The organism is Virgibacillus sp. NKC19-3 (assembly GCF_019837165.1).
Classification (GTDB): Bacteria; Bacillota; Bacilli; order Bacillales; family Amphibacillaceae; genus Virgibacillus_L; species Virgibacillus_L saliphilus.
This window is the reverse complement of the sequence record NZ_JAGYHC010000001.1, coordinates 268553-291284: the sequence shown is the minus strand read 5'-3', so window position 1 is coordinate 291284 and position 22732 is coordinate 268553. Positions and strand designations below refer to the sequence as shown.

Genomic DNA, 22732 nt, shown 5'->3' with positions numbered 1-22732 from the left:
ATGAAACTTCCTTTTTATAAAAAAGATAAAGAGGTAAAACCAAAAAAAGAATCAGAGAGAAAGATAAAAACCATAGGGAAACGAAAAAAATCAGTCATTTTTTTATGGGTACTACTTGTTAGTAGCTTGACTTTTGGAATCTATAAAAATTTTACTGCCATCGATCAGCACACCATTCATGAAGTGGAAAAGATAGAAACAAGCATCATAGATACGAATGCAATAGAAAACTTCACCAAACAATTTGTGCGAGATTACTATACTTGGGAAAATGAATCAGAGAAATTAGAAGAACGAAAAGACAAGCTTCATGGGTATTTGACAGAGGAATTGCATGTTTTAAATGAGGATACGATTCGAGATGATATTCCAACCAATTCCACTGTTGAGAATATCAATATATGGTCCGTTTCTGAAGAAGAAGATAATACTTTTTCGGTTGTATATTCTGTGCGGCAAAAAATAACAGAAGAAAAAGAAACCACATTCACAAACTCGACCTATCGTATCTTGCTTCATCAAGATGAACAAGGGAATCTAGTTATTACCCAAAATCCAACAATGTGGACCCAGCCAGAAAAGTCTAATTATTCACCAGAGCAAGTAGAAAATGATGGAACAGTGGAACCAGCTACCGAAGAAGAAATCAATGAGTTTTTAGAGACCTTTTTCTCTTCATATCCAACTGCTACGGAACAAGAGCTTGCTTATTATGTAAAAGGTAACGTATTACCGCCCATCGAAAAAGAGTATGTATTTTCTGAGCTGATTAATCCGGTTTATCAAGCACAAGATAATCAGGTTAAAGCATGGGTTACGGTGAAATATTTAGACCAGGGAACAAAAGCAATGCAACTTTCTCAATATGAATTGACCTTAGAAAAAGATACCAACTGGTTGATTGTGGAATAAACAGCACTATTTAACCTCATAGTAAAGCCATCACCATTTATCGATTAATATTGAACAATTGGTGATGGTTTTATGGAAATCAAAAAGCTATTACCTTCTTCGATATGAAGCAATTTATTTCATATTTTTAATATCAAGTGCATTACAATAATTTTACTGTAAAAGAAAGTTAAACAGCATATTACTTATGCTAATTTTCACCTATAAGAAAGTAGTATTTTATTACTTTAAATGAAATGCTTCATTCCCTTTCATTAGATAATAGAGCGTCTAGATATACGATAACTTTTGATAAATCACTATCTGTTAGATTGCGTAATCTACTTAAAAAACATCAATTTGCTTCAATCCTAATTCAGTTAGTCTGGATGATAAACACTCGCCTATTCCTGTAAAGTTCACAATCATTGTATAAAACATCTGTATTCAATAAATTTATTAACTATAAAAGAATACTGTTGGTTAAAACAGTTTACAAGTTAATCTAATAATAATATACTGTCAATACATCAAAATAAGTTGATATGTTTTGTTGTATGAATAAATCTTTAGTAAAGAGGGATATTTTATGGTTGTTAATCATGGAGGTACATTGAGTAAAGAATATTTTAAATCGTACATTCAGCTAATGATGAATGCTAAAAGGTGTTCACTTGCTGACGCAGGAGAAATAACTACTAGACAGTTTTTTGGTATGAATAAAGATCGTTTTGGAGAAAGCACATACAAGAATTTTATGAAGGCTTTAAGTGAATTAAAAATGGATTAACTTATATTTGTAAACAACTTCCTAGAATATTATTATTTTTAAGTACGGCTATACTGTAAGAATACAACATGCAGAATCACAATTTTATTTTATAAACATATTATTTGCATTATATAAGTATTTAATTATATGTTTATAAAAGGAGGTGAATTATTTGCTTAAAACTACAGTTGAAATAGAAAAAGCGGCAAGTATATTAAAGTTATTGGGAGATAAAACTCGGTTAACCACAATAAAAATTCTTGATAAACATGATTGTTGTGTTTGTGAATTAGTCGAAATTTTTAATGCTAGTCAGCCAGCTATTAGTCAACATCTGCGGAAATTGAGAGATATTGGATTAATTAGAGAAGAACGAAAAGGGCAATGGATATTTTACTCTGTTAATAAAACAAATGAATTTTATCCGTTTGTTCAACAAATTATTGAACAACTTCCGAGTCAAGATCATAAACTAAAGGAACTTGAAGAAAAAGGAACTCGGATTATTTGTTGTTAATTACAGGAGGAATATTGTGACATCAACGCTTATACTTGCGATTACCATTTTTTTAATAACTCTTATTTTTGTCATATGGCAACCCAAAGGGCTGGATATTGGCTGGTCTGCAATAGGTGGAGCTGTGATTGCTTTGCTCGTTGGAGTAGTTGGGTTTTCGGATGTTCTTGAAGTAATAGGCATCACTTGGAATGCTACCTTATCTTTTGTTGCAATCATTCTTATCTCCCTAATTTTAGATGAGATTGGCTTATTTGAATGGGCTGCGTTACATATGGCTCGAATAGCTAAAGGGCATGGCATAAAGATGTTTGTTTATATTAGCATACTAGGCGCTGTGGTGGCAGCTCTATTTGCAAATGATGGAGCTGCATTAATCCTTACACCGATTGTTTTGGCAATGGTAAGAAATTTGCATTTTAAAGAAAAAATGATTTTTCCTTTTATTATGGCAAGTGGTTTTATTGCCGATACGACATCTCTTCCATTTATTGTTAGTAATTTAGTTAATATTGTATCGGCAGATTTCTTTGGAATTGGGTTTGTCGAATATGCTTCTCGAATGGTTATTCCAAACCTTTTTTCATTAACTGCAACTATTGTTGTTTTATTGATTTATTTTAGAAAAAGTATTCCTAAGAATTATGATTTATCCAAATTAAGAGAACCAAAAGAAGCAATTAAGGACTTTAAAGTCTTTCGTTTATCGTGGTACGTCCTTGGTTTATTAGTTATTGGCTACTTTACAAGTGAATTTATCCACGTACCAGTATCCATTATTGCTGGAATCATTGCGATATGTTTTATCTTATTAGCACGACGCAGTCCTACTGTTCATACCAAAGAAGTCATTAAGAGTGCACCTTGGAATATTGTTGTTTTCTCCATTGGTATGTATGTCGTGGTTTATGGATTAGGAAATGCAGGGCTGACCTCTACACTAGCTGGAGTAATTCAAGTAGTCGCTGATGAGGGTTTATTTGTAGCTACATTTGTTATGGGCTTTATTGCAGCATTCCTATCCTCTATTATGAATAATATGCCTACTGTAATGATTGACGCATTAGCCATTGCGGAAACAAATACGTCTGGTGTACTAAGAGAAGCGCTGATTTATGCCAATGTGGTAGGTTCTGATTTAGGACCAAAAATCACACCAATTGGTTCACTAGCTACTTTGGTATGGCTTCATGTGTTATCTCAAAAAGGGGTAAAGATTTCGTGGGGGACCTATTTCAAGACTGGAATTATTTTAACTATCCCAATTTTGATTATAACTTTACTTGGATTGTTCTTAACGCTATTAGTTTTGTAAAAACTTATTAGTAAGGTAAAATAATTAATAAAAATTTAAGGAGCATTAATATGTCAAAAAAAGTAATCTATTTTCTATGTACAGGAAACTCTTGCCGTAGCCAAATGGCTGAAGGATGGGCAAAATATTATCTTGATGATAGCTGGGAGGTTAAAAGTGCTGGAATTGAAGCACATGGACTTAATCCCAATGCTGTTAAAGCAATGAAAGAAGTAGGTATTGATATTTCTAATCAAAAATCAGAAATAATTGATACGGAAATTTTAAATCATTCGTATATAGCTGTTACTCTTTGTGGAGACGCAAATGACCGTTGTCCAATGACACCGCCCCATGTAAAAAGAGTTCATTGGGGCTTTGATGACCCAGCAAAAGCAGAAGGAACGGAAAAAGAAAAATGGGCATTTTTCCAGCGTGTGCGTGATGAAATTGGTGAAAGAATAAGGCGCTTTGCAGAAACAGGAGAATAAAAACAAGCTTTAAAGTTTGTTTTTATAATCAATATATAAGTATATATTTATATGATGATATAAAAGGAGTTGTTTTATATGAAAAAAATAGAAATCTTTGATCCAGCCATGTGTTGTTCTACAGGGGTTTGTGGACCAAGTGTTGACCCAGACTTAACTCGAATTGCTTCTGTTGTTTATTCTTTAGAACAGAAAAATTTTGATGTAACACGCTATAACTTGGCTAACGATCCAGGAGCTTTTACAGAAAACAAAAAAGTTAATCGAATGCTTCATGAAAAGGGCGCTGATGTACTTCCAATTATACTATTGAATAATGAAATTATAAAGAGTGGCGACTATCCTACTAATGAAGAATTTGCAAAATGGTTAGATGTCAAAGAAAGTGAGCTTCAACAGAAGCCAAAGGTTTCCATTTCTTTAGATTTTGATTAAAAAAGGAGGTTTTAAAGTGTACCTATTATTCAATCCCAATTCTCATATTCAAACACCATTTTTATTTTTTACTGGTAAAGGTGGTGTTGGAAAAACATCGACTGCATGTGCAACCGCAGTATCACTAGCAGAAGAAGGAAAGAAAGTTCTTTTAGTAAGCACAGACCCAGCTTCAAACTTACAAGATGTCTTTCAAATGGAACTAACAAATGAGCCTGTTGCCATTCCAAAGATGAACAATTTATTTGTATTAAACATTGATCCTGAAGAATCTGCAAGAAGATATCGTGAAAAAACAGTTGAACCATATAAGGGAAAGTTGCCAGATTCTGTTATCACTACAATGGAAGAACAGTTGTCAGGTGCTTGTACCGTTGAAATAGCAGCGTTTGATGAATTTTCTCATTTGCTTTCTGATGAAAATATATTAAATATTTATGACCATGTTATATTTGACACTGCACCAACTGGGCATACTCTTCGCCTTTTGGAATTACCCACTGCATGGAATGGGTTTTTAGAAGAAAGTACACATGGTGCGTCCTGTTTAGGTCCTTTGTCAGGTTTGGAAGATAAAAAAAAGATGTATGCACAAGCCGTTCATTCTCTTTCTGAGCATACGAGAACGACATTAGTTTTGGTATCTCGTCCTGACAATTCTTCATTACTAGAAGCTAATCGTGCCTCTATGGAACTAAAAGATATTGGCGTTGAAAATCAAATGCTAATAATGAATGGACTTTTTCAAACGTATCAACCTGATGATAAGGTTTCTACAGCATTTTATATGCGCCAACAAAACGCATTAAAGGATATTCCGAAAACATTAAAAGAAGTTGATACATTTTCATTACCCTATGTGTCTTATTCATTAACAGATATGGAACAACTTCAACAATGGATCAGCGAAAATCCAGTTAGTGAATCTATATCAGAAAATAATGTTTCAGATATTAATATAGATTCATTGCCGAACTTAAAAAATGTAGTGGATGATTTTTCATTAAATAATACACGAGTTATATTCACAATGGGTAAAGGCGGTGTTGGGAAAACATCCATTGCAGCTGCCATCGCAGTTGGGCTTTCAGAAAAAGGACATAAAGTTCATTTAACTACAACTGACCCTGCTGCACACTTGACCTATATGTTTGATGATGGCAACACAATGAAAGAAAATTTATCTGTAAGTAGGATTAATCCGACAGAAGAAGTTGAAAAATACAAACAAGAGGTACTCTCGACAGTAGGTAAAGAACAAGATGAAGAAGGTCTCGCTTATTTAAAAGAAGATTTAGAATCTCCATGTACAGAAGAAATTGCAATGTTTCGAGCCTTTGCGGCAGTAGTTGATAAATTAGATGATGAAATTGTAATTATTGATACTGCTCCAACGGGGCATACCTTATTATTACTGGATTCAACGGAAGCATATCATAAAGAAATGAGCCGTTCTACAGGAGAGATCCCAACAAATGTAAAAAAACTACTCCCTCGCCTTCGTAATCCGAAAGAAACAGGAGTAGTTATTGTAACATTAGCTGAGACAACACCTGTTTTGGAAGCAGCACGACTACAAGAAGATTTAAATCGTGCACAAATTACTCCATCATGGTGGATTATCAATCAAAGTTTATATGCTACTGGTACAAGTGATCCGGTCTTAAAAGGGCGTGCAGTTTCTGAAAAAAAATGGATTAATAACGTTAAAGATGAACTGTCAAAACAATGTGCTTTAATTCCTTGGCTGCATGAGGAAAAAATCGGCTATAATAATTTAAAGGAAATGATGAATATATAAATATTTTTTTAAGTTAGGTAAAAGAATATCAAGGGAGGAAAAGAAAATGAATATTACAAACGGGGCAAAACAAAAATTAGTATCTATTTTTAAAGAAAAAGGTGGAAATGGCATACGTTTTTACTCAAATGGATCTGGCTGCTGTGGACCACAAATTGGACTATCATTAGAAGCACCAAAGGATACGGATATGGTACAAGAAATTAATGGTGTTCGGGTTGCACTGGATCAGGATATTAAGGATTCAGTAGAGAATTTAACATTAGACAGTGATGAAAACGATGCAAGATTTGTATTATTAGGGATGGATCAATGTTGTTAAAGTATTTGTTCTTGCTCTTATAAAAGACACAAAGAAAATAAAGACTCATGCTACATTATTTAATGGTATGGGTCTTTCATTTACATGCTATATAAACATGTTGATACAAACGCTTCTATATCATACATGTTCAGTATAAGATGTGTACACTTTATGTTCGTAAAAAATGAGTAAGCATAAAGTATTGACAAATTTGTTATTTTGATTTATATTTAATGCATCAAAAAAAATTGATTTATTGAGTGAGGTGAAAATATGCAACTAATCAAAGAAGTTCAAAACTTAAGTAGCGATGAGGCACTCGATTTTTATGAAAATATGTTTAACGCATTAGCTGATAAAATAAGATTAAAAATAATGCATGAAATTAATAAAAGCCCAGATAAAAACTTATGTGTCTGTGATTTAGAAGAAATATTAGGTTTAAAGCAGTCCAAACTTTCTTATCACTTAAAAAAGTTAGTGAATGCTAATTTATTGATTCCAGAGAAGCATGGAACTTGGAACTATTATAGGATTAATGAGAAACAAGTACAGTTTGTCCTATCTGAAGATACTTGTTGTAAGATTTTCTAACAGGTATCTTACTTATTTTGATGTATTAATCAATTTTTTTTGATTAATACATCAAAAAAAATTGATTAAAGTAAAGTTAGGAGTTATACTAATGTCAGATACATTTATTGAATTTATCAAAACTTTTTTTATGCTGTTTTTTGAATTGCTTGCGTTATTTATCGTTGTCAGTTTTATTGTGAGCTTAATTCAACAAGTCATATCAGAAGAAAGAATTAAAAAATTTCTAAGTCGCCCAAATAAAGCTGTAAATTATGTTTTAGGAACGCTTTTTGGTGCAATGACACCATTTTGCTCCTGTTCTACAATCCCTATTCTTGCTGGACTGTTAAATGCAAAGGTTCCATTCGGACCTGCGATGAGCTTCCTCATTGCTTCTCCTTTAATGAATCCAGTTATTGTATTTATGTTATGGGTACTTCTAGGATGGGAAATTACAGTAGCTTATCTTTTTATTCTAACTATATTTAGTATTTTAGTAGGAGTAATATTTTCCAAGCTAAATTTATCAGAAACATATAAAGGGGTAACAGTTAAAGGCGATGGATTCTTTAGCAACAAACAAGGTTCAAAAATAAAGCAGGCATTAAATGACGCTTGGGCATTTCTTTACCCAATGCTTCCTTATTTATTCATAGGTGTTTTCATAGGCGCCTTTATTTATGGGTTTATACCTACTGAATTTATTACAACATATGCAAGCGGGGATGGTATTTTCTCTGTTCTTATCGCCTCTGTTATTGGTATACCAATGTATATTAGACCAGAAACAATGTTACCTATAGCGGAAGCTCTCGTTTCAAAAGGGATGGCATTGGGAACAGTTATTGCTTTAGTGATTGGAGGTGCAGGAGCTAGTATTCCAGAAGTTGCTCTATTATCTAAGTTATTTAAAAAGAAATTTTTAATTGCGTTTATTTCAGCCGTATTGCTTGTTGCTGTAGCAACTGGACTTATTATTAATATAATCTTTTAAAGGAAAGGTGATATCCATATGAGTATAGATTCTTCCGTTATTAATCGTTATGGTAATGCTGCAATTAGTCATGAACAAAACCTTTGTTGTCCTGTTGAATATGATACCAAATATCTTAAAATTATTCCCGAAGAAATTATAGAAAAAGACTATGGTTGTGGTGATCCTTTGGGGAAAATAAAAGAAGGTGACATCGTTTTAGATTTAGGTAGTGGTGGAGGAAAAGTTCCTTATATCGTCGCTCAAATCGTTGGAGAAACTGGAAAAGTCATTGGTGTTGATATGAATGACGATATGCTTGCTCTTGCTAAAAAGTATCAACAAGAAATAATTGATACTTTAGGTTATGATAACGTTACGTTCCATAAAGGTAAAATCCAAAATTTGAAACTAAATTTAGATGAATTGAACAAATATATAGAAGCCAATCCAGCAACCAATATATACGATTTTAATGTTATTAATAATCATATCAAACACTTAGAAGAAAAACTTCCAATGATTGAAGATAACAGTGTCGATGTAGTCATTTCGAATTGTGTGTTGAATCTTGTTTCAACGAAAGAAAAAGAACAATTGTTTAATGAAATATATCGGGTTTTAAAAGATGGCGGCAAAGCTGTTATATCTGATATTGTATCTAACATCGTTGTTCCAGAAGAAATGAGAAACGATGAAAACCTTTGGAGTGGCTGCTATTCAGGAGCAATGGAAGAAAATGAATTTATAAGAGCATTTGAAAATGCTGGTTTTTACGGCATTGAAATTGATAAACGGGAAGATACATGGACTACCATTAATGACATCAATTTTAGAAGTATGACTGTTATAGCACGTAAGGGAAAAGAAGGCCCTTGCTTCGATAAAGGGCAATCCGTTATATATAAAGGACCTTTTAAACACATTGAAGATGACGATGATCATATTTATCAAAGGGGTGAAAGGACTTTTGTATGTGAAAAAACATTTAACATTTTACAACAAGAACCTTATGCTCAACTCTTTGAGTTTTTAAATGAGAATGAACGTCAAGTTGATAGCAATGATGAGTGTTGTACACCAAGTTGTAATTGCTAAATTATTTAAAGGAGGTGTTAAGATGGAAAAAAACAGCTTTAAAAAAGCAATTTCTAAATTAAAACCTAAGCAACAAGAATGTTGCTCGGTTCAAATTGAGGAGAACAAGGTTGAGGAAAACAAGCAAGAATCTGATTCAAAAAAAGAAAAAAATAATAATAATTGCTGTTAATTCCATATGGATTAAGAGTTTCATTAGGAAGCATAATTTTTATGCTTCCTTTTTCAATTATAGGGAGAATAACCAGGAGGTATTAATACTTTTGTATTTAATATTTAACATGATTATTTTCGTCTCATCATTAGCTGTTCAAAACACCTTTCATATTGGAATATGCTTTTTTTATCATAGTTTTTAGAAGTGATCACCGCGAAATAAGATTTTCACGAAATATAATGTACTTCTATCCCTTTAAATATCCAGGCAAATTTAAAATCCAGACCAAAAATTTTAAAATTTTTGGTCTTTTTTTCGGCAAAAATGCCTTTCTCATCGTGTTAGTTACGCAAAAAGATAAGAAACCTTGTCATACAGAAAGGAGGTGATAAAAATGGTAACAAACGAACCTGTGCACCAAAAGAGAATCCAGCGTCAATTTGATTCATTTTGTAAAACCGTTTTAAGGAATGCTGCTAGAGATATTTATCGAGAAATAAGCAGGCAGAATAAACATTTAATTATACTCTCTGCTTTAACTCAGGATAAACTCAACCATCTAAGTATGTATGACAGCTATGTTACGGATGTTTCTTATTTTTATCTTCATGGTCGTACCATCAGAGTAAAAGATTTTTTGATTGCAAATGCTATTCAATCTTTACAAGAGTGTAATCAACTCATTATTCTATTCTTCTATTTCTTGGATATGAGTGATACCGAAATTGCGAACGAATTAGGACTAGCCAGGGGAACCGTTTATTACCAAAAACAGAAGGCATTAGAGATGATCAAAAACTATTTAAAGGAGCATGCAAATGAGTGATTCTAACTTACTTCCTTATTCAGTAATCTTCATGGCAACACAGGGTGATACAGAAGCAATGGACCAGGTTCTTGAACATTATAAAGGTTACATTGCCCGTTTGTCTCAAAGAGAAATAACTGAGGAAAATGGAGATACTTTTCACATTATAGACGAGGAATGGGCACAAAGGTTAGAACTTAAACTAATAACTGCTGTTAACAACTTTAAGTTTTAGGAATCTCATTATTCATGCGAATGTTTCTTTTAGGAATTTGGTTGTTCTTTGACAAAGAAAACATGGAAGATAACGCCATGCAGTATAAGCCAAAAAATCAGATACATTTTGCTGATGATAAGCTATCTGATAAGTACGCCATAACTTCTTTTCATAGAAAGGAACGAGCGAAATATACTTGTCTAAGGTAATCGTGGTGGATTACTAGCGATGACACATCAGTAAGTATAATGATACTCCCCTACCGTCATGGTTCGAGCGTTTGGAGCGTCGCAGGCTATGAGTAGGGCTGGAAGCAATACTTGCAGGAGTGAAATTCTCGTGGAGCTGTAACCAGCAGCCGTCTGATTTTAAACTGTTTTACGAGGAGGTTCTATATGATTAGTTTGAATGAATTAGAACAAATGAATCTTAAAGATCGACAAACAATGAAAGGTCTTGTAGATGTTCGTCATATTTCAATTGATACTAATTTACCTGCTTTAGAACGTTTGGAAAACTATCTTAAAGATATTCAAAATCCATACTATTTTTTATGTGGTGACGTTTCAGTTCATGTTTGTTTTTCTGACAATGGAAAAGATTTATCCAGCCAATTAAAACACTACTTCTCAAGCTGTAATCACTGAAATCAATCATTATATAATGTTATAATAGAGATGTGATTATAGAGGATTGGAGGAACATGATACGAGCTAATAATTATACAAAAGCTCCTAATCAAAATAAAGTTTGGAAGGTAGCCATTTACATCCGCTTATCCAGAGATGATGGCAACGACGAAAGTTTAAGCGTAACCAATCAACGAATGATTATTCATGATTATCTCGAAAATTCCTTTGACAGTGAATATACTGTTGTTAACCATTATATAGATGATGGCTTATCGGGAACAACGGATTATGAAAGAATAGCATTTCAGCAAATGATTTCAGACATGGAAGCTGGCAAGATTGATTGTATCATGTGTAAAACACTTTCTAGGGCTTTTCGTAATTATTCGGATCAAGGTTATTTTTTAGAGAGAGTATTCCCATTACATGGTGTTCGCTTTATTAGCTTAGGCGACCCAACTGTTGATACCTTTCTTAATCCTGAAGTTGTGCAAGGTATGGAAATTCCAATGAGTGGTATCATGAATGATCGCTATTCTGCCAAAATATCAAATGATGTTCGACGTACATTTGACACTAAAAGACGTAAAGGTGAATTTATTGGAGCATTTGCCCCATATGGATACAAGAAAAACCCAGAGAATAAAACTCATCTCATCATTGATGAAGAAGCTGCACAAGTTGTTCGCAATATTTTTCATTGGTTTGTTTATGATGGTATGAGTAAATCTGGTATTGTAAAACACTTAAATTCACTTGGGATTCTAACTCCAACAAACTACAAACACAGCAAAGGTCTTAACTTAAAGACACCAAACCACCATAAAAATGATGGCTTATGGGGTGTAAATACTGTATCCCGAATATTAAAAAATCCAATGTATATCGGTACAATGGTTCAGGGGAAACAACGTACTATTAGCTATAAAGTACATGATAAAGTTCAACCATCAGAAGATGAATGGTACGTTGTAGAGAATACGCATGAACCGATTATTGATAAATCTATATTTGATTTGGCACAGAATCTAATGAAACGTAATACTCGTACTGCCCCATCAAAAAGACATGTTCATACTTTTTCAGGTTTTCTTAAATGTGCGGACTGTGGTATGAGTATGGCTAGGAAAACGACCCGTAGAAATACAAAAAAATTTGGTGTAAGGGAACTTGTTAGATATATATGTTCTACCTTCTCGCAAAAAAGCAAAGATAAATGTACAAACCATACAATTAAACTAGAGGAATTGAATGAAGCTGTTTTAAGAGCTATACAAGTACAAATTGCTCTTGTAGATGATATGGCTGCTGTCATTAAGGAGATTAATAAACAACCTGTTATACAGATACAGTCCAAGCAATTGAAACAATTACTCGAAACCAAAAAACAAGAATTGGAAAAAGTCACGAATGTTACTGACAATCTATATGTAGATTGGAAAAGCGGTGATATTACAAAACAGGAATATATAAGAATGAAATCTAAATTTGAACAGCAAGCAAATGAATTAAAAGAAAACATTCGCAATGTTGAAAGTGAAATAGCTGTTTCTCAAAAAGGTGTTAGTATCACTGATTCTTACTTGACTACCTTTTTGAAGCACAAAAATATACAAACACTTGAACGTGGGTTATTGCTTGAATTAGTTGATATAATTTATATTCATGAAAATAAAAAAATAACCATAAAATTTAACTTTGAAGATCAGCATAAACGTATGTTGGAATTCATTCAACAGAACAAAAAAGCTACTCATGACAATAAAAACCAAGTCATGTAATTCGTTGACTTGGTTTCCTACCTTTTATCAAAAAGTTGTCTATATTGATATGCCCCGTTTCTTCCCAACAGCCCGTATATCTTCGGCTCGCTTAACGCAAATGTGATATTGTTTAATACCTTATGGTCCCCATAACGTAAACTTAGATTTTCTGCCTTCACATTCATTCTGCACCACCCCTTTTTACTTTCTTAATTGAGCTGATCATTTCGTTTTCAGTGATTCCTAATTTTTCGGCTTCGTGCACTAATTTGACGACATAATCTTCTATAAACAAATCTTTTCGTTTTCGTATAAGTTTCTCTCTCGCACCTTCTGCTACAAACATCCCAATCCCTCTCTTCTTATAAAGAATCCCTTCATCAACTAATGGATTTACACCATTGGAAACCGTCACATGATTAATTTTATAGAATTGAACGAGTTGGTTTGTCGAGGGAGCCTGATCTCCTTCTTGGAGCTGGTGATTAAGTATTTGATCCTCAATTTTTTCTCGGACTTGCACATATATCGGTTTCTCCTGATCAAAAGGTCCTTTCATAATATCCCTACTATTCTTTTCGTATATGTTACGAATTATGGTTATATAGTTATGTATATAACCATAACAGCGTGATTGAACTTCGTCAAGTTTTTTTAAGCACAAAAGGGCGGAGCGCCTACTTAAAATAAGTGGTGACCGCGCTTAACGCTGTGGATGGTCAGGCGTTTATACGTAGTGTGGTTCTTTTCGTTGAACTTTCGCTGCGTAACGGCATTGTCGATTAGATGAAGTGACTTTTTTCGTGGAGACAGCCAACGTGAATCGTATGCATGGAAAGTGCAACGGAATCATGCAGGGCATGCTCCATAAAGGCTTGGAGTAGCGGAGTAGATGGAAGTAGAAAATGGCCATTTCATGCACGCAAGAGCGCTTCAATGGTACATGAAAACGCAAAATAAGCAAATCCATGCACGCGAGAGTGCTTCAATGATACATGAAAACGCAAAATGCGCAAATCCATGCACGCGAGAGTGCCTCAATGGTACACGAAAACGCAAAATGCGCAAACCCATGCACGCGAGAGTGCCTCAATGGTACACGAAAACGCAAAATGCGCAAATCCATGCACGCGAGAGTGCTTCAATGGTACACGAAAACGCAAAATAAGCAAATCCATGCACGCAAGAGCGCTTCAATGGTACATGAAAACGCAAAATAAGCAAATCCATGCACGCGAGAGTGCTTCAATGATACATGGAAACGCAAAATGCGCAAATCCATGCACGCGAGAGTGCTTCAATGGTACACGAAAACGCAAAATGCGCAAATCCGTGCACGCGAGAGTGCTTCAATGGTACATGGAATCACTAAATGAACAAAAGCATGTACGATAGAAAAGCTTTGCGGGATGTAGTTTGTTAAGCTTTCCTTTTCCTCCGAGCTAACATACGCTCACCACGGGCAAATTCCGACTATGATGCTGTTTCCACTTATGGAATCGCAAACACCAAGTCTTCTTTATCGTAGGATGCAACGTGAAGTCACATGGTTTTTGGTGCTTGAGCTGGACGTAGCCGTTTATCCATAGACAGTTATGCCCAAGCAAGTAATTATCTAGTTTCCTATATAATAAAAAAAGAAGAGGCATGTCGTACCTCTCCCTTACGTATGCTGATTGCAATCCAATACCACAACCCTACTCAACTTTAAAATCAACTTCTCCTTCTATTTCATATCTCTCTCCATCAACCGCAAAAGACGCAGCTCCATTTACGACATAATAACCAACCGGAAAACCATCATGATCTAAAAATGCCTCAACGAAAGCTTCATGGCCCTCTGGGGAATCAGCAAGACCGGAAACGGCATTTTTTTCATATTTTTCCTGATATGGTTCCTCCCTTGTAAGCGATCGTGACATTCCGATTTCTGAGACTGCATAGCCGATTTCATATCCCCGCATCTCTTCTTTTATAGAGAACCGAAACGGCGTTTCTGCATGACTGATTGTAACTTCATCTTCTTCGCCTATATATTCTATCTCCCCGTAAAGCTCTACTTCTTCACCACTTTCATATTGCTCCTTTTCACTGCTAAGTCGAAAAATGAAATCATCTTGGGTGGTTTCATCGTTTGTTTGTGTGATCTCTTGGTCAGCTAATTCACTACTGTCAACGGATTCATTTACATCAAACGGATCTGAGGAACCACATCCTGCCAGGAAAATAAGTAGAATAGTGAGGGGCTGTAAGGCATATTTACGTATGCATTCCACCTCCAAATTGGATTTCTTAATATTATATGTATTTATGGTACCATGGAAAAGCTCATAGAGGGAGAATAATAGATAGTATTCAAACATTTACTTGGAAACACTTGAGCTTCTAAAAGATTCGCTAAATAACTTCCCATCCAAGCCCCCTCATTTTTCTGAGACCTAAGGAACGGCTAAGAAGCGTAGGGATGCCCCTTTCGCTTCCCAAAGAGAAAGAAAACATACCAATACTTCCTCTTCTAAATACTAACCTTCCCCTTATGGAAAAAGCCAAATGCCATGACTAAAAACACCTTTAATTTCCGCAGTGGTCCGATGTTGATGACACTAATATATTCGTTAGAATTGGTTTCATATTAAATCTTATTATCAAAATAATTTAAGAATACTTGCTGGTGCTAAAAAGTATGACATGGTTCGTGCCCAAAAACTAGGGCTTTACTTTATGGTATTTCATTCCATTATTCATTTAAATCAAGTTTTCACCATTATTCACAGATTATTTTATATAAGTTTGGACTGTTTTGTCACCTAAGCGGTGACTGCAGCTGTCTTTTAAAGTTTTGGGCGATGATGGAAACATATATCCAGATTTTTGGACGTGCTAATAGGTGTTGGTAGATACAATAAATACCTTGGCCGATTAAGAACCACTGGGGAAAGGTGTAAGAAGGATTCCTGAAAAGGGCATATTCCATCATTGCTAAGCAATGATGGAATGAAAACGATGGTAAGCGCCAAATAAATCCCACCTGCATTCGTAAGTAGGATTTATAACGCTTATTTTAATATAGTTTTTTCCTATCTCAATATACTAAACAACAGGAGAATTTTTATGGCAAATTGCCCCCATCGATCTTCTTTCTTAAATCCTATCGTGTTTTATTACAGAAACTCAAAATCTCATTAACTTCGCAAAGAAAAGTCTTTTAGCTTTTCTATGATTAACTCCATTTCTCCAGCGTATAAGCACATTGGGTTTACGTAAAAACTTCCAGGTTCCTCAGACATTATATATATACTCACGTCACCCTCCATCATCCATTTTTGAACATCGGTGAATGAAACTTTATTATCTTTAATTTTTACATAAGCTCGCGCGATTGGTTGACCAGCTTCATTAGGATAGCTTCTGTCTACTGAAAATAAATGATGATTATCAAAAGCTGTTTTCAGCTTTTCAATTTCATCCTCGCTCCAATCGTATCTCGCTTCGTGATCCATATTTATATACTGTTTTATGGCTGAATACAACCCTACTAATTCTTCACGACCAACCTTTAACATTCTGCCTATTCCATATGATGGAAAATTTAATGATTTTATTATAGAAATAAATTCATTACTCCCTACAATCAAACCACTGGATTGCGGTCCTCTCAAATCCTTACCACCGCTAAACAAAGTAATATCTGCGCCCATCTCAGAAAACTTCCATAAATTATCTACAGGGGGAAGTTGGGCAGCGGCATCTACTATTATAGGTATTCCCTTTTGCTTTGCAACCTCTATAACTTCATCAAGAGGCATGTCCCCATCTGATGTCCATCCAGATGTAGCATAGTAAAATGCCGCTGTATTCTCATCTATAGTTTCAAATAGATCTTCTTTTGTGGGTGGTAAAATTAAATTAGGAAAAGCTATTTCTTCATACTTCACTCCCAACTGAGATATAACCAAGTCATAAGGATTTCTGTGCGCTTTAAACATTACAATATTACATTTTGAAATCTGCTCTTTATCTAAATAATAAAATCGACTATCACCATATTTCTTTTGAACTGCAGCAGCAATAGCTAAGTACAACCCTGCAGCTGCACCATTTGATACACAAGCCGCTTCATTTTTTGTCAGCTTTGCTATTTCGTCATAAACTTTGCTTTGAAGGTCTTCTATCTGAACAAAATTTGCTGCAGCACTTGCCATGTCTTGTAAAGTTTTCTCGCTCATTTTTGAGCCTCCAAGTACTGTATAAGTTCCTGCTGCATTAATTATAGGTTGTACATTTAATTCTTCATAAATATTCATTGAATGATGCTCTCCTTTTAATCAAGTAATTTAAGAAATTGGTATTTTATTAGGGACTGCTAAACGATTCTTAAGCCGATTTTTGTTCTTCTAAAACGCAAAAGTTCACTGGAAAAAATAACAAAGAAGGCGAAGCCTGCGCTCCAAGTTCCACCAGTAGTTGAATGAAAACCACTGCTTCACTTGTTTGTTGAAGACCTGCTGAAATAATCCCCATACCTTAGTGAAGCTTGCCTTCTCCAAACCTACCTCGATTGCGTTACGTTCTGAAACATCGAGCATTTCTAGGTATCATTGTATGTTTGCTTTTCCTTCGATGGCCGTCCTAGAGCAGGTTTTTCATCAAGACGAAACCTTTCACCAGACTAACATTGCTTAGGGGGGACTAATTCCTTGTTATGAAGGTTTTTTTAATATTCAGCAGTCCCTAATTTACCTTATATTTTATATTAAAAATTAATAAATATAGGCTTTTGAAGAACTTTATATTTTAAAATGTAATTCTACCACTTTTCTCGATGTAATGTTTAGTATTTAGGAACCACTAAATCTTCAGCCTCAGAATCAAGCCCATAGAGTTCTGGCATTTCTTTAAATGGAATTCCATCACGTCCATTCAAATCCCACATAAGATCACCAGCGCGGAACGTCATCTCACATTCAAATTTTTTGCTTCCATTAATTACCCCGCCTGATGTATCCTGAAATCCAAAACTTCCCGATCTCACTGACCAAACTGCAATATCAGCTTCAGTACCCACAGATAGATTCCCAATATTTCCAAGGTCAAAAAGTTTCGCTGGGTTAGAAGTCACCCTATGAAACAACTCAGTTAAAGATAAGTCAGTGCACGCAAGCATTTTTGAAAGCACATTTGCCATATCCATTACAGGTCCGTTTACATTTAAAGCATGTATATCCGTGGAGATTGTATCAGGCAATAATCCTTGTTTCATTGCAGGCACGGCATTTCTCATCAAAAAGCTTCCTTCGCCGTGGCCAAGATCAAACACTATTCCTTTTTCTTTTGCACGATATAAATAATCATATACTTCCCCGTTTTTATTTAATACTGGAACGGGACTACGGAAACAATGTGTGGTTATGTCGCCTTTATCAAGTTTTTCGATAAGAAGTTGATCATAAGGGCGCTCTTTCTTAAAAACTCCAAAGTCTACCATTATAGGTTTGTTAATTGCTTTTTGTACCTTTTTTGCATACTCAACATCAGCCCAATCCTTTCCCCAATAATGTGCAATTTTAATTCCTTTAATTACATCTTTGTTTTTCTCTGCACAATCAATAAATGATTTGTAATCGTTTTCCTTTGGAAATTGTTCTGCAAATAATGAACTCATACCATAGTCTGCAATATTTAATAAAGCAAAAATCCTTGTCTTAGCTCTATCAATAACAGTTGACCGAAAGTGGGGAAAATTATAACTGCCTGCAGAACCTGTATCAACCACTGTTGTTACGCCAGAACGAAAACTAAAAGCGTCTGGTTGAAGACCATTATCTCCAGCCCATGCATTTGGCATACCTGCAGAAAAATAACAATGAGTATGGGTATCGATTAATCCCGGAGTTACATATAACCCGTTTAAGTCGTAAATTTTATTTACTCCTTTTACGTCTATATTTTTCTCTATTTGAACTATTTTATTGCCCAAAATTGCTATATCCATAACATCATTTATTCCATTCTGAGGATCGATTACATGACCATTTTTTAATACTAAGTAAAAGCTCTCCATAAATGTTATCCTCCTAGTTAAATAACGAAATCGGTACGTTCTTCTGTTTCTGTATTTGAAATAAAGAGGTTTGTATCAATCGACAATGTATCACAAAATTGATTTGGTTCACGATTTGTGGTAAATAAATACCGTCGAAAGTAATAACCATTGAAATAAGAATCAAAGCCGGAATAAAAAGGACACTTCATTAAGTGATAGCTTCTTTAAAAAGTGAAGCTCTTTCTTTAATATTTCCCAGCTCTTCTTTATTCATTGGCTTGTTTGTGTCTACTAGTGCGGAGCCAATACCTACGGCTGACGCCCCATATTTGAAATAATCTTTGACATTTTCAATACTTATTCCTCCTGTTGGCATTAGTGGAATATGTGGTAAGGGGGCATGCACATCTTTTAGATATTTTGGCCCCAAAATACTTGCTGGGAAAACTTTGATAATATCTGCTCCATTTTCATAAGCCGTTAAAATTTCTGTGGGGGTCATGGCTCCAGGAATACTGATCGCCCCATAGCGATTAGCCATTTGAATCGTCTCAGTATTAACAGTTGGAGAAAAAACAAACTTCGCTCCATGTAAAATTGCTACGCGTGCGGTCTCAGGATCAAGTATAGTTCCTCCACCTACAATTACTTTTTCACCAAATGTGTTAGAAACCTGCGAAATCAGATCCAAAAAGTTGGGTGTTTCCGCAGTAATTTCTAAAATATTTACTCCTCCATCAAAAAGAGCTTCTGCAATATTTAAAATATCATCTTCTTTAGCATTTCGGATCACAGCTATTATTTTGTTGTCATAAATAGATTGTAATGTATTCATAAAATATCTCCTATCGATACACGTCATCTTTGTTTGCTTCATTCATGAAGCTTTCTAGACGTTTTTTTTCTGGTAAACCTTCAATATCACCTTTTACTTTTATAACTAACGCTCCAGTGAACGTTCCTTTTTTAACCGCCTCTTTAATAGGTAAGTTCTCTAGCAATCCTGATACCAAACCTGCTGCGAATCCATCTCCAGCCCCCACTGGGTCTACAACATTATCTACTTTAGGTCCTAAAACATATCCGTCCTCTTTTTTTGAATAATAATAAGCCCCTTCAGGACCTAATTTTAAAACAGACAATTTAGCTCCTTGTTCATAAAAACATTTTGCTATCTTTTCCGGTACTTCCTCACCAAAAAGAAATTTTCCTTCTTCAATTCCCGGTAAAACAATATCTACCATGGAAATCAACTCCAACAATACTTTTCGGGCTCTCTCTTCTGTCCATAGCTTGCGCCTGAGATTAGGATCAAAAATGATTGTCAAACTATGCTTTCTTGCAATTTTAATTGCCTGTTTCACAGTTTGATAGCAAGTTTCACTAAGCGCCGGTGTAATACCAGTCAAATATAAAAATTTTGCTTTAGAAATATGTTCTTCGTTCAAATCTGCAGGTATCATATTGCTTGCCGCTGAATTTTGTCTATAATAATATACTTGTGTTTCTTCATCTGTTAATATTTCTTTAAAATAGAGACCGGTAGGTGAGGTAGAATCGTATTGAACTTGACTAGTTTCTACACCTTCTCCTCGAATGAGTGATATTACTTTCCTTCCAAATTCATCATCTCCCAGTCGACTTATCCAAGACACATTGTAACCCAACCTCGATAAACCAATAGCTAAATTGGACTCAGCTCCTGCGATAGAAGATGAATATTTATCAGCATGCCTCATATAACCGGTCGTTTCGGGAGTGAACAAGACCATTGATTCTCCCAATGTTACTACATCCATTTTATATTCTCCTAAACATTATTTTATTGTTGAAAAAATAACTCATTATCCTCAGTTAGTTGAAGTCGTTACCTCTATATTAACAAAAAGCTTTTATACCATGTTAAAGCTCCTTTTTTGTAATTTGCACTTCTATACCCACATCCATCATCGTTCTTTCTTCATCTAATATTCTCCTTTTTTGTAAATTGCGCTTCTGTACCCACATCCATCATCGCTCTTTCTTCATCTAATATTCTTAAAGATTCTTCTTTTGAACGAACTTTTTCTGGTGTAATTAAGGTAACAATCACTCCAAAAACTAATGCTCCAATCATGGAGGGAATAACTGGATTGCCAAAGTAATCTATTAAAGGTTCAATGCTCAATATAATAATAGAAATAATGGATCCGCTTATCATACTTGCCAAACCACCTTGCCAATTAGCCCGCGGCCAATATTTCCCAAGAAGTGAAGCAACAAATAAACCAGCAAGCACTGTAGAAATAAAGCTTTCTATAAATTCGATTATATTACTGGTAAGTAATACTAATCCGAACGCAATCACTATTGTTACTACCAACGAAATTCTCGAATAACGAATCACATTTTCTTTACTAGGAGTTTTCCCAGTGACAAGTTGATAGACATCTCTTAATAAGATTGTTATAGCAACAATATAGTCGGAACTCCCAGAAGAAATGGTAGCGCTTAAACCAGATATTAAAATAATTGCTCCAATCCATAGCGGGAAGACCTCTGTAGCCAGGTAAGGAAAGGAAAATCCTGCTTCAATATCTGCATTCAGCACATGAGCAGACATTCCCGCAATAGCTGGAAAAAAAGAAAATATTGCAAACAAAACGCCTGTAATTAAAAAGCTTTTTTTGACTGAAGATGCACTTTTTGCAGAATATATACGCTGTCTGTAAGAGGGGGTAGCTAAAACACCAATGGCGATGGAAACTGCTAAAGACACAGCAGGAAACACTCCAACGTGATCAATGCCTAAAAAAGAAGTTGTATCAGTTGGCATACTGGCATGAATTTCTGATAAACCACCAATTTTCACAATTGAGAGGATAGTTAGGATGATAAAGCCAAAAAACAAAATAAAGGCTTGAATAGTATCAGTAACAACAACAGATAAGTATCCTCCAATAATAGTGAGCAAGGCAAAACCTAAAGCTACCAATAACTTTGATGTAGTTGGGTTTAACCCTGTTATATAAGACAAATAAAGACTACCACCTAATATATGCGCACCCAGCCACCCAATAGATGCAAAATACAGTAGTACAGAAGTTGCTCCTTTAATAATTTTACTGGCCCCAAAATAGTAACTAAGCTCTTCCGAAAATGTCATAAACCTTAGCTTTCTTACATCGGTAAACAAAAACGCTAATGCAAATATACCCACAGCTCCACCAATGCCATATAAAGCACCAGCCCAACCATTTTCATAGGCGTATTGTACTGCTCCCATACTCGAACCAGTTCCCACTAAAGTCGCAAGAGTTGTACCGATGATAAGGAAAGACGAAATACCTCGTCCTCCCATCAGAAAATCCTCACCGCTTTTATTCTTTTTTGAAATAATTATACTGGTAGTTAATAACAAAGCGATAAAAACCAAAAACACTATTAAATAAACAATTTGTTCACTGGTCATTTATGATTCCTCCTACCAAAAATTAATTTTAAGTTCGAATTAATCGACTTCTACAATCAATTCAGTTTCTACGGGTGTATTAAATGGCAATTCATTAGCAGATATAGCTGAACGTGCATGTTCCCCTTTTTCCCCAAAAACCTCCTCAAGTAAATCTGATGCTCCGTTAACCACGTAAGGTTGCTCTACAAATCCATCACTGCTGTTCACAAAAGATAATACTTTAACTATTTTAGTTACTCTATCCAAATCCCCGAGATGGAACTTAAGAACAGCCAGACAATTAATAGCTGATTGGCGAGCTGCTTCCTGTCCCTGCTCAATCGTTAAGTCTTGACCAAGTTTCCCTTCGTGCATTAAAGTCCCTTCTCGTCTACAGTCTTGTCCAGAAGTATAAACTAAATTACCCGTTTGCTGAGCAGGTATATAATTTGCTGCCGGTTTAGGAACCTCCGATAAATCAATACCTAGTTCTTTCATTTTGCTTTCTATTTGTCCCATATTACCTC

The 22732-nt window shown here is 34.9% G+C and carries 25 protein-coding genes; 16 read left to right on the top strand and 9 right to left on the bottom strand.

The genetic code is table 11. From position 1 onward, the window contains the following. The 16 genes from KFZ56_RS01485 (at position 1) to KFZ56_RS01410 (ending at position 12747) form a co-directional block, all read left to right on the top strand. Complete coding sequence (locus KFZ56_RS01485) at positions 1-912, top strand: conjugal transfer protein (protein WP_222639724.1); 912 nt, start codon at positions 1-3, stop codon at positions 910-912. Between the two features lie 568 nt (positions 913-1480). Continuing rightward, on the top strand, positions 1481-1681 hold the full coding sequence (locus KFZ56_RS01480; RefSeq protein ID WP_222639721.1) for a hypothetical protein: 201 nt from the start codon (positions 1481-1483) through the stop codon (positions 1679-1681). Between the two features lie 154 nt (positions 1682-1835). Then, the gene (locus KFZ56_RS01475) at positions 1836-2180 is read left to right on the top strand and encodes an ArsR/SmtB family transcription factor (RefSeq protein WP_222639718.1); all 345 of its coding nucleotides are present in this window, start codon (positions 1836-1838) and stop codon (positions 2178-2180) included. Positions 2181-2196: 16 nt separating this feature from the next. Continuing rightward, on the top strand, positions 2197-3495 hold the full coding sequence (locus KFZ56_RS01470) for an arsenic transporter (RefSeq protein ID WP_222639715.1): 1299 nt from the start codon (positions 2197-2199) through the stop codon (positions 3493-3495). 50 nt (positions 3496-3545) lie between these two features. Then, positions 3546-3965, top strand: a complete 420-nt coding sequence (arsC, locus tag KFZ56_RS01465; RefSeq protein ID WP_222639712.1) for an arsenate reductase (thioredoxin) — start codon at positions 3546-3548, stop codon at positions 3963-3965. 78 nt (positions 3966-4043) lie between these two features. Then, positions 4044-4400, top strand: a complete 357-nt coding sequence (gene arsD / locus KFZ56_RS01460) for an arsenite efflux transporter metallochaperone ArsD (protein ID WP_222639709.1) — start codon at positions 4044-4046, stop codon at positions 4398-4400. Between the two features lie 16 nt (positions 4401-4416). Beyond that, a complete protein-coding gene (gene arsA, locus KFZ56_RS01455; RefSeq protein ID WP_222639707.1) occupies positions 4417-6201 on the top strand; it encodes an arsenical pump-driving ATPase in 1785 nt (594 codons plus the stop codon). A 46-nt stretch (positions 6202-6247) separates the two neighbouring features. Further along, positions 6248-6523 carry an adhesin gene (locus KFZ56_RS01450; protein WP_222639703.1) on the top strand — a complete coding sequence of 92 codons (276 nt, stop codon included), beginning with the start codon at positions 6248-6250 and terminating at the stop codon, positions 6521-6523. Between the two features lie 255 nt (positions 6524-6778). Then, a complete protein-coding gene (locus tag KFZ56_RS01445; RefSeq protein ID WP_222639700.1) occupies positions 6779-7099 on the top strand; it encodes an ArsR/SmtB family transcription factor in 321 nt (106 codons plus the stop codon). A 91-nt stretch (positions 7100-7190) separates the two neighbouring features. Next, positions 7191-8075: a permease gene (locus KFZ56_RS01440; protein ID WP_222639698.1), complete on the top strand. Its 885-nt coding sequence runs from the start codon at positions 7191-7193 to the stop codon at positions 8073-8075. Between the two features lie 18 nt (positions 8076-8093). Beyond that, a complete protein-coding gene (locus tag KFZ56_RS01435; RefSeq protein ID WP_222639695.1) occupies positions 8094-9152 on the top strand; it encodes a methyltransferase domain-containing protein in 1059 nt (352 codons plus the stop codon). A 22-nt stretch (positions 9153-9174) separates the two neighbouring features. Next, complete coding sequence (locus KFZ56_RS01430) at positions 9175-9324, top strand: hypothetical protein (RefSeq protein ID WP_222639692.1); 150 nt, start codon at positions 9175-9177, stop codon at positions 9322-9324. Positions 9325-9703: 379 nt separating this feature from the next. Next, positions 9704-10135: an RNA polymerase sigma factor gene (locus KFZ56_RS01425; protein ID WP_222639688.1), complete on the top strand. Its 432-nt coding sequence runs from the start codon at positions 9704-9706 to the stop codon at positions 10133-10135. After that, complete coding sequence (locus KFZ56_RS01420; protein ID WP_309228237.1) at positions 10128-10352, top strand: helix-turn-helix domain-containing protein; 225 nt, start codon at positions 10128-10130, stop codon at positions 10350-10352. The genes KFZ56_RS01425 and KFZ56_RS01420 overlap by 8 nt, the downstream gene beginning before the upstream one ends. Positions 10353-10729: 377 nt before the next feature. Beyond that, a complete protein-coding gene (locus KFZ56_RS01415; RefSeq protein ID WP_222639683.1) occupies positions 10730-10981 on the top strand; it encodes a DUF6870 family protein in 252 nt (83 codons plus the stop codon). A gap of 56 nt (positions 10982-11037) precedes the next feature. After that, positions 11038-12747: a recombinase family protein gene (locus KFZ56_RS01410; RefSeq protein ID WP_222639680.1), complete on the top strand. Its 1710-nt coding sequence runs from the start codon at positions 11038-11040 to the stop codon at positions 12745-12747. Between the two features lie 163 nt (positions 12748-12910). On the opposite strand, the gene KFZ56_RS01405 is transcribed toward KFZ56_RS01410, so the two are convergent. From KFZ56_RS01405 to KFZ56_RS01365, 9 genes are all read right to left on the bottom strand, one after another. Then, positions 12911-13288, bottom strand: coding sequence for a GntR family transcriptional regulator (locus KFZ56_RS01405; RefSeq protein ID WP_222639677.1), 378 nt, complete (start codon positions 13286-13288; stop codon positions 12911-12913). A 1138-nt stretch (positions 13289-14426) separates the two neighbouring features. Then, positions 14427-15092: a hypothetical protein gene (locus tag KFZ56_RS01400; protein WP_222639674.1), complete on the bottom strand. Its 666-nt coding sequence runs from the start codon at positions 15090-15092 to the stop codon at positions 14427-14429. 819 nt (positions 15093-15911) lie between these two features. Further along, positions 15912-17033 carry an aminotransferase class V-fold PLP-dependent enzyme gene (locus KFZ56_RS01395; protein ID WP_222639671.1) on the bottom strand — a complete coding sequence of 374 codons (1122 nt, stop codon included), beginning with the start codon at positions 17031-17033 and terminating at the stop codon, positions 15912-15914. A 527-nt stretch (positions 17034-17560) separates the two neighbouring features. Beyond that, positions 17561-18790, bottom strand: coding sequence for an amidohydrolase/deacetylase family metallohydrolase (locus KFZ56_RS01390; RefSeq protein WP_222639669.1), 1230 nt, complete (start codon positions 18788-18790; stop codon positions 17561-17563). A gap of 17 nt (positions 18791-18807) precedes the next feature. Then, positions 18808-18981: a hypothetical protein gene (locus KFZ56_RS01385; protein ID WP_222639666.1), complete on the bottom strand. Its 174-nt coding sequence runs from the start codon at positions 18979-18981 to the stop codon at positions 18808-18810. Continuing rightward, positions 18981-19607, bottom strand: coding sequence for a bifunctional 4-hydroxy-2-oxoglutarate aldolase/2-dehydro-3-deoxy-phosphogluconate aldolase (locus KFZ56_RS01380; protein ID WP_222639664.1), 627 nt, complete (start codon positions 19605-19607; stop codon positions 18981-18983). Before KFZ56_RS01380 ends, KFZ56_RS01385 begins: the two co-directional genes overlap by 1 nt. Positions 19608-19617: 10 nt before the next feature. After that, on the bottom strand, positions 19618-20571 hold the full coding sequence (locus KFZ56_RS01375; protein ID WP_222639661.1) for a sugar kinase: 954 nt from the start codon (positions 20569-20571) through the stop codon (positions 19618-19620). 161 nt (positions 20572-20732) lie between these two features. After that, complete coding sequence (locus KFZ56_RS01370) at positions 20733-22223, bottom strand: sodium:solute symporter family protein (protein ID WP_222639659.1); 1491 nt, start codon at positions 22221-22223, stop codon at positions 20733-20735. Between the two features lie 39 nt (positions 22224-22262). Continuing rightward, positions 22263-22724: a RidA family protein gene (locus tag KFZ56_RS01365; RefSeq protein ID WP_222639656.1), complete on the bottom strand. Its 462-nt coding sequence runs from the start codon at positions 22722-22724 to the stop codon at positions 22263-22265. Positions 22725-22732: the final 8 nt, after the last annotated feature.

Bases quoted from the DNA above. Each gene is read 5' to 3' on its own strand.
- KFZ56_RS01485 (WP_222639724.1), top strand. From the start codon at position 1: ATGAAACTTCCTTTTTATAAAAAAGATAAAGAGGTAAAACCAAAAAAA.
- KFZ56_RS01480 (WP_222639721.1), top strand. From the start codon at position 1,481: ATGGTTGTTAATCATGGAGGTACATTGAGTAAAGAATATTTTAAATCG.
- arsC (WP_222639712.1), top strand. From the start codon at position 3,546: ATGTCAAAAAAAGTAATCTATTTTCTATGTACAGGAAACTCTTGCCGT.
- arsD (WP_222639709.1), top strand. From the start codon at position 4,044: ATGAAAAAAATAGAAATCTTTGATCCAGCCATGTGTTGTTCTACAGGG.
- KFZ56_RS01450 (WP_222639703.1), top strand. From the start codon at position 6,248: ATGAATATTACAAACGGGGCAAAACAAAAATTAGTATCTATTTTTAAA.
- KFZ56_RS01445 (WP_222639700.1), top strand. From the start codon at position 6,779: ATGCAACTAATCAAAGAAGTTCAAAACTTAAGTAGCGATGAGGCACTC.
- KFZ56_RS01440 (WP_222639698.1), top strand. From the start codon at position 7,191: ATGTCAGATACATTTATTGAATTTATCAAAACTTTTTTTATGCTGTTT.
- KFZ56_RS01435 (WP_222639695.1), top strand. From the start codon at position 8,094: ATGAGTATAGATTCTTCCGTTATTAATCGTTATGGTAATGCTGCAATT.
- KFZ56_RS01430 (WP_222639692.1), top strand. From the start codon at position 9,175: ATGGAAAAAAACAGCTTTAAAAAAGCAATTTCTAAATTAAAACCTAAG.
- KFZ56_RS01425 (WP_222639688.1), top strand. From the start codon at position 9,704: ATGGTAACAAACGAACCTGTGCACCAAAAGAGAATCCAGCGTCAATTT.
- KFZ56_RS01420 (WP_309228237.1), top strand. From the start codon at position 10,128: ATGAGTGATTCTAACTTACTTCCTTATTCAGTAATCTTCATGGCAACA.
- KFZ56_RS01415 (WP_222639683.1), top strand. From the start codon at position 10,730: ATGATTAGTTTGAATGAATTAGAACAAATGAATCTTAAAGATCGACAA.
- KFZ56_RS01410 (WP_222639680.1), top strand. From the start codon at position 11,038: ATGATACGAGCTAATAATTATACAAAAGCTCCTAATCAAAATAAAGTT.
- KFZ56_RS01405 (WP_222639677.1), bottom strand. From the start codon at position 13,288: ATGAAAGGACCTTTTGATCAGGAGAAACCGATATATGTGCAAGTCCGA.
- KFZ56_RS01400 (WP_222639674.1), bottom strand. From the start codon at position 15,092: ATGTTTGAATACTATCTATTATTCTCCCTCTATGAGCTTTTCCATGGT.
- KFZ56_RS01395 (WP_222639671.1), bottom strand. From the start codon at position 17,033: ATGAATATTTATGAAGAATTAAATGTACAACCTATAATTAATGCAGCA.
- KFZ56_RS01390 (WP_222639669.1), bottom strand. From the start codon at position 18,790: ATGGAGAGCTTTTACTTAGTATTAAAAAATGGTCATGTAATCGATCCT.
- KFZ56_RS01385 (WP_222639666.1), bottom strand. From the start codon at position 18,981: ATGAAGTGTCCTTTTTATTCCGGCTTTGATTCTTATTTCAATGGTTAT.
- KFZ56_RS01380 (WP_222639664.1), bottom strand. From the start codon at position 19,607: ATGAATACATTACAATCTATTTATGACAACAAAATAATAGCTGTGATC.
- KFZ56_RS01375 (WP_222639661.1), bottom strand. From the start codon at position 20,571: ATGGATGTAGTAACATTGGGAGAATCAATGGTCTTGTTCACTCCCGAA.
- KFZ56_RS01370 (WP_222639659.1), bottom strand. From the start codon at position 22,223: ATGACCAGTGAACAAATTGTTTATTTAATAGTGTTTTTGGTTTTTATC.
- KFZ56_RS01365 (WP_222639656.1), bottom strand. From the start codon at position 22,724: ATGGGACAAATAGAAAGCAAAATGAAAGAACTAGGTATTGATTTATCG.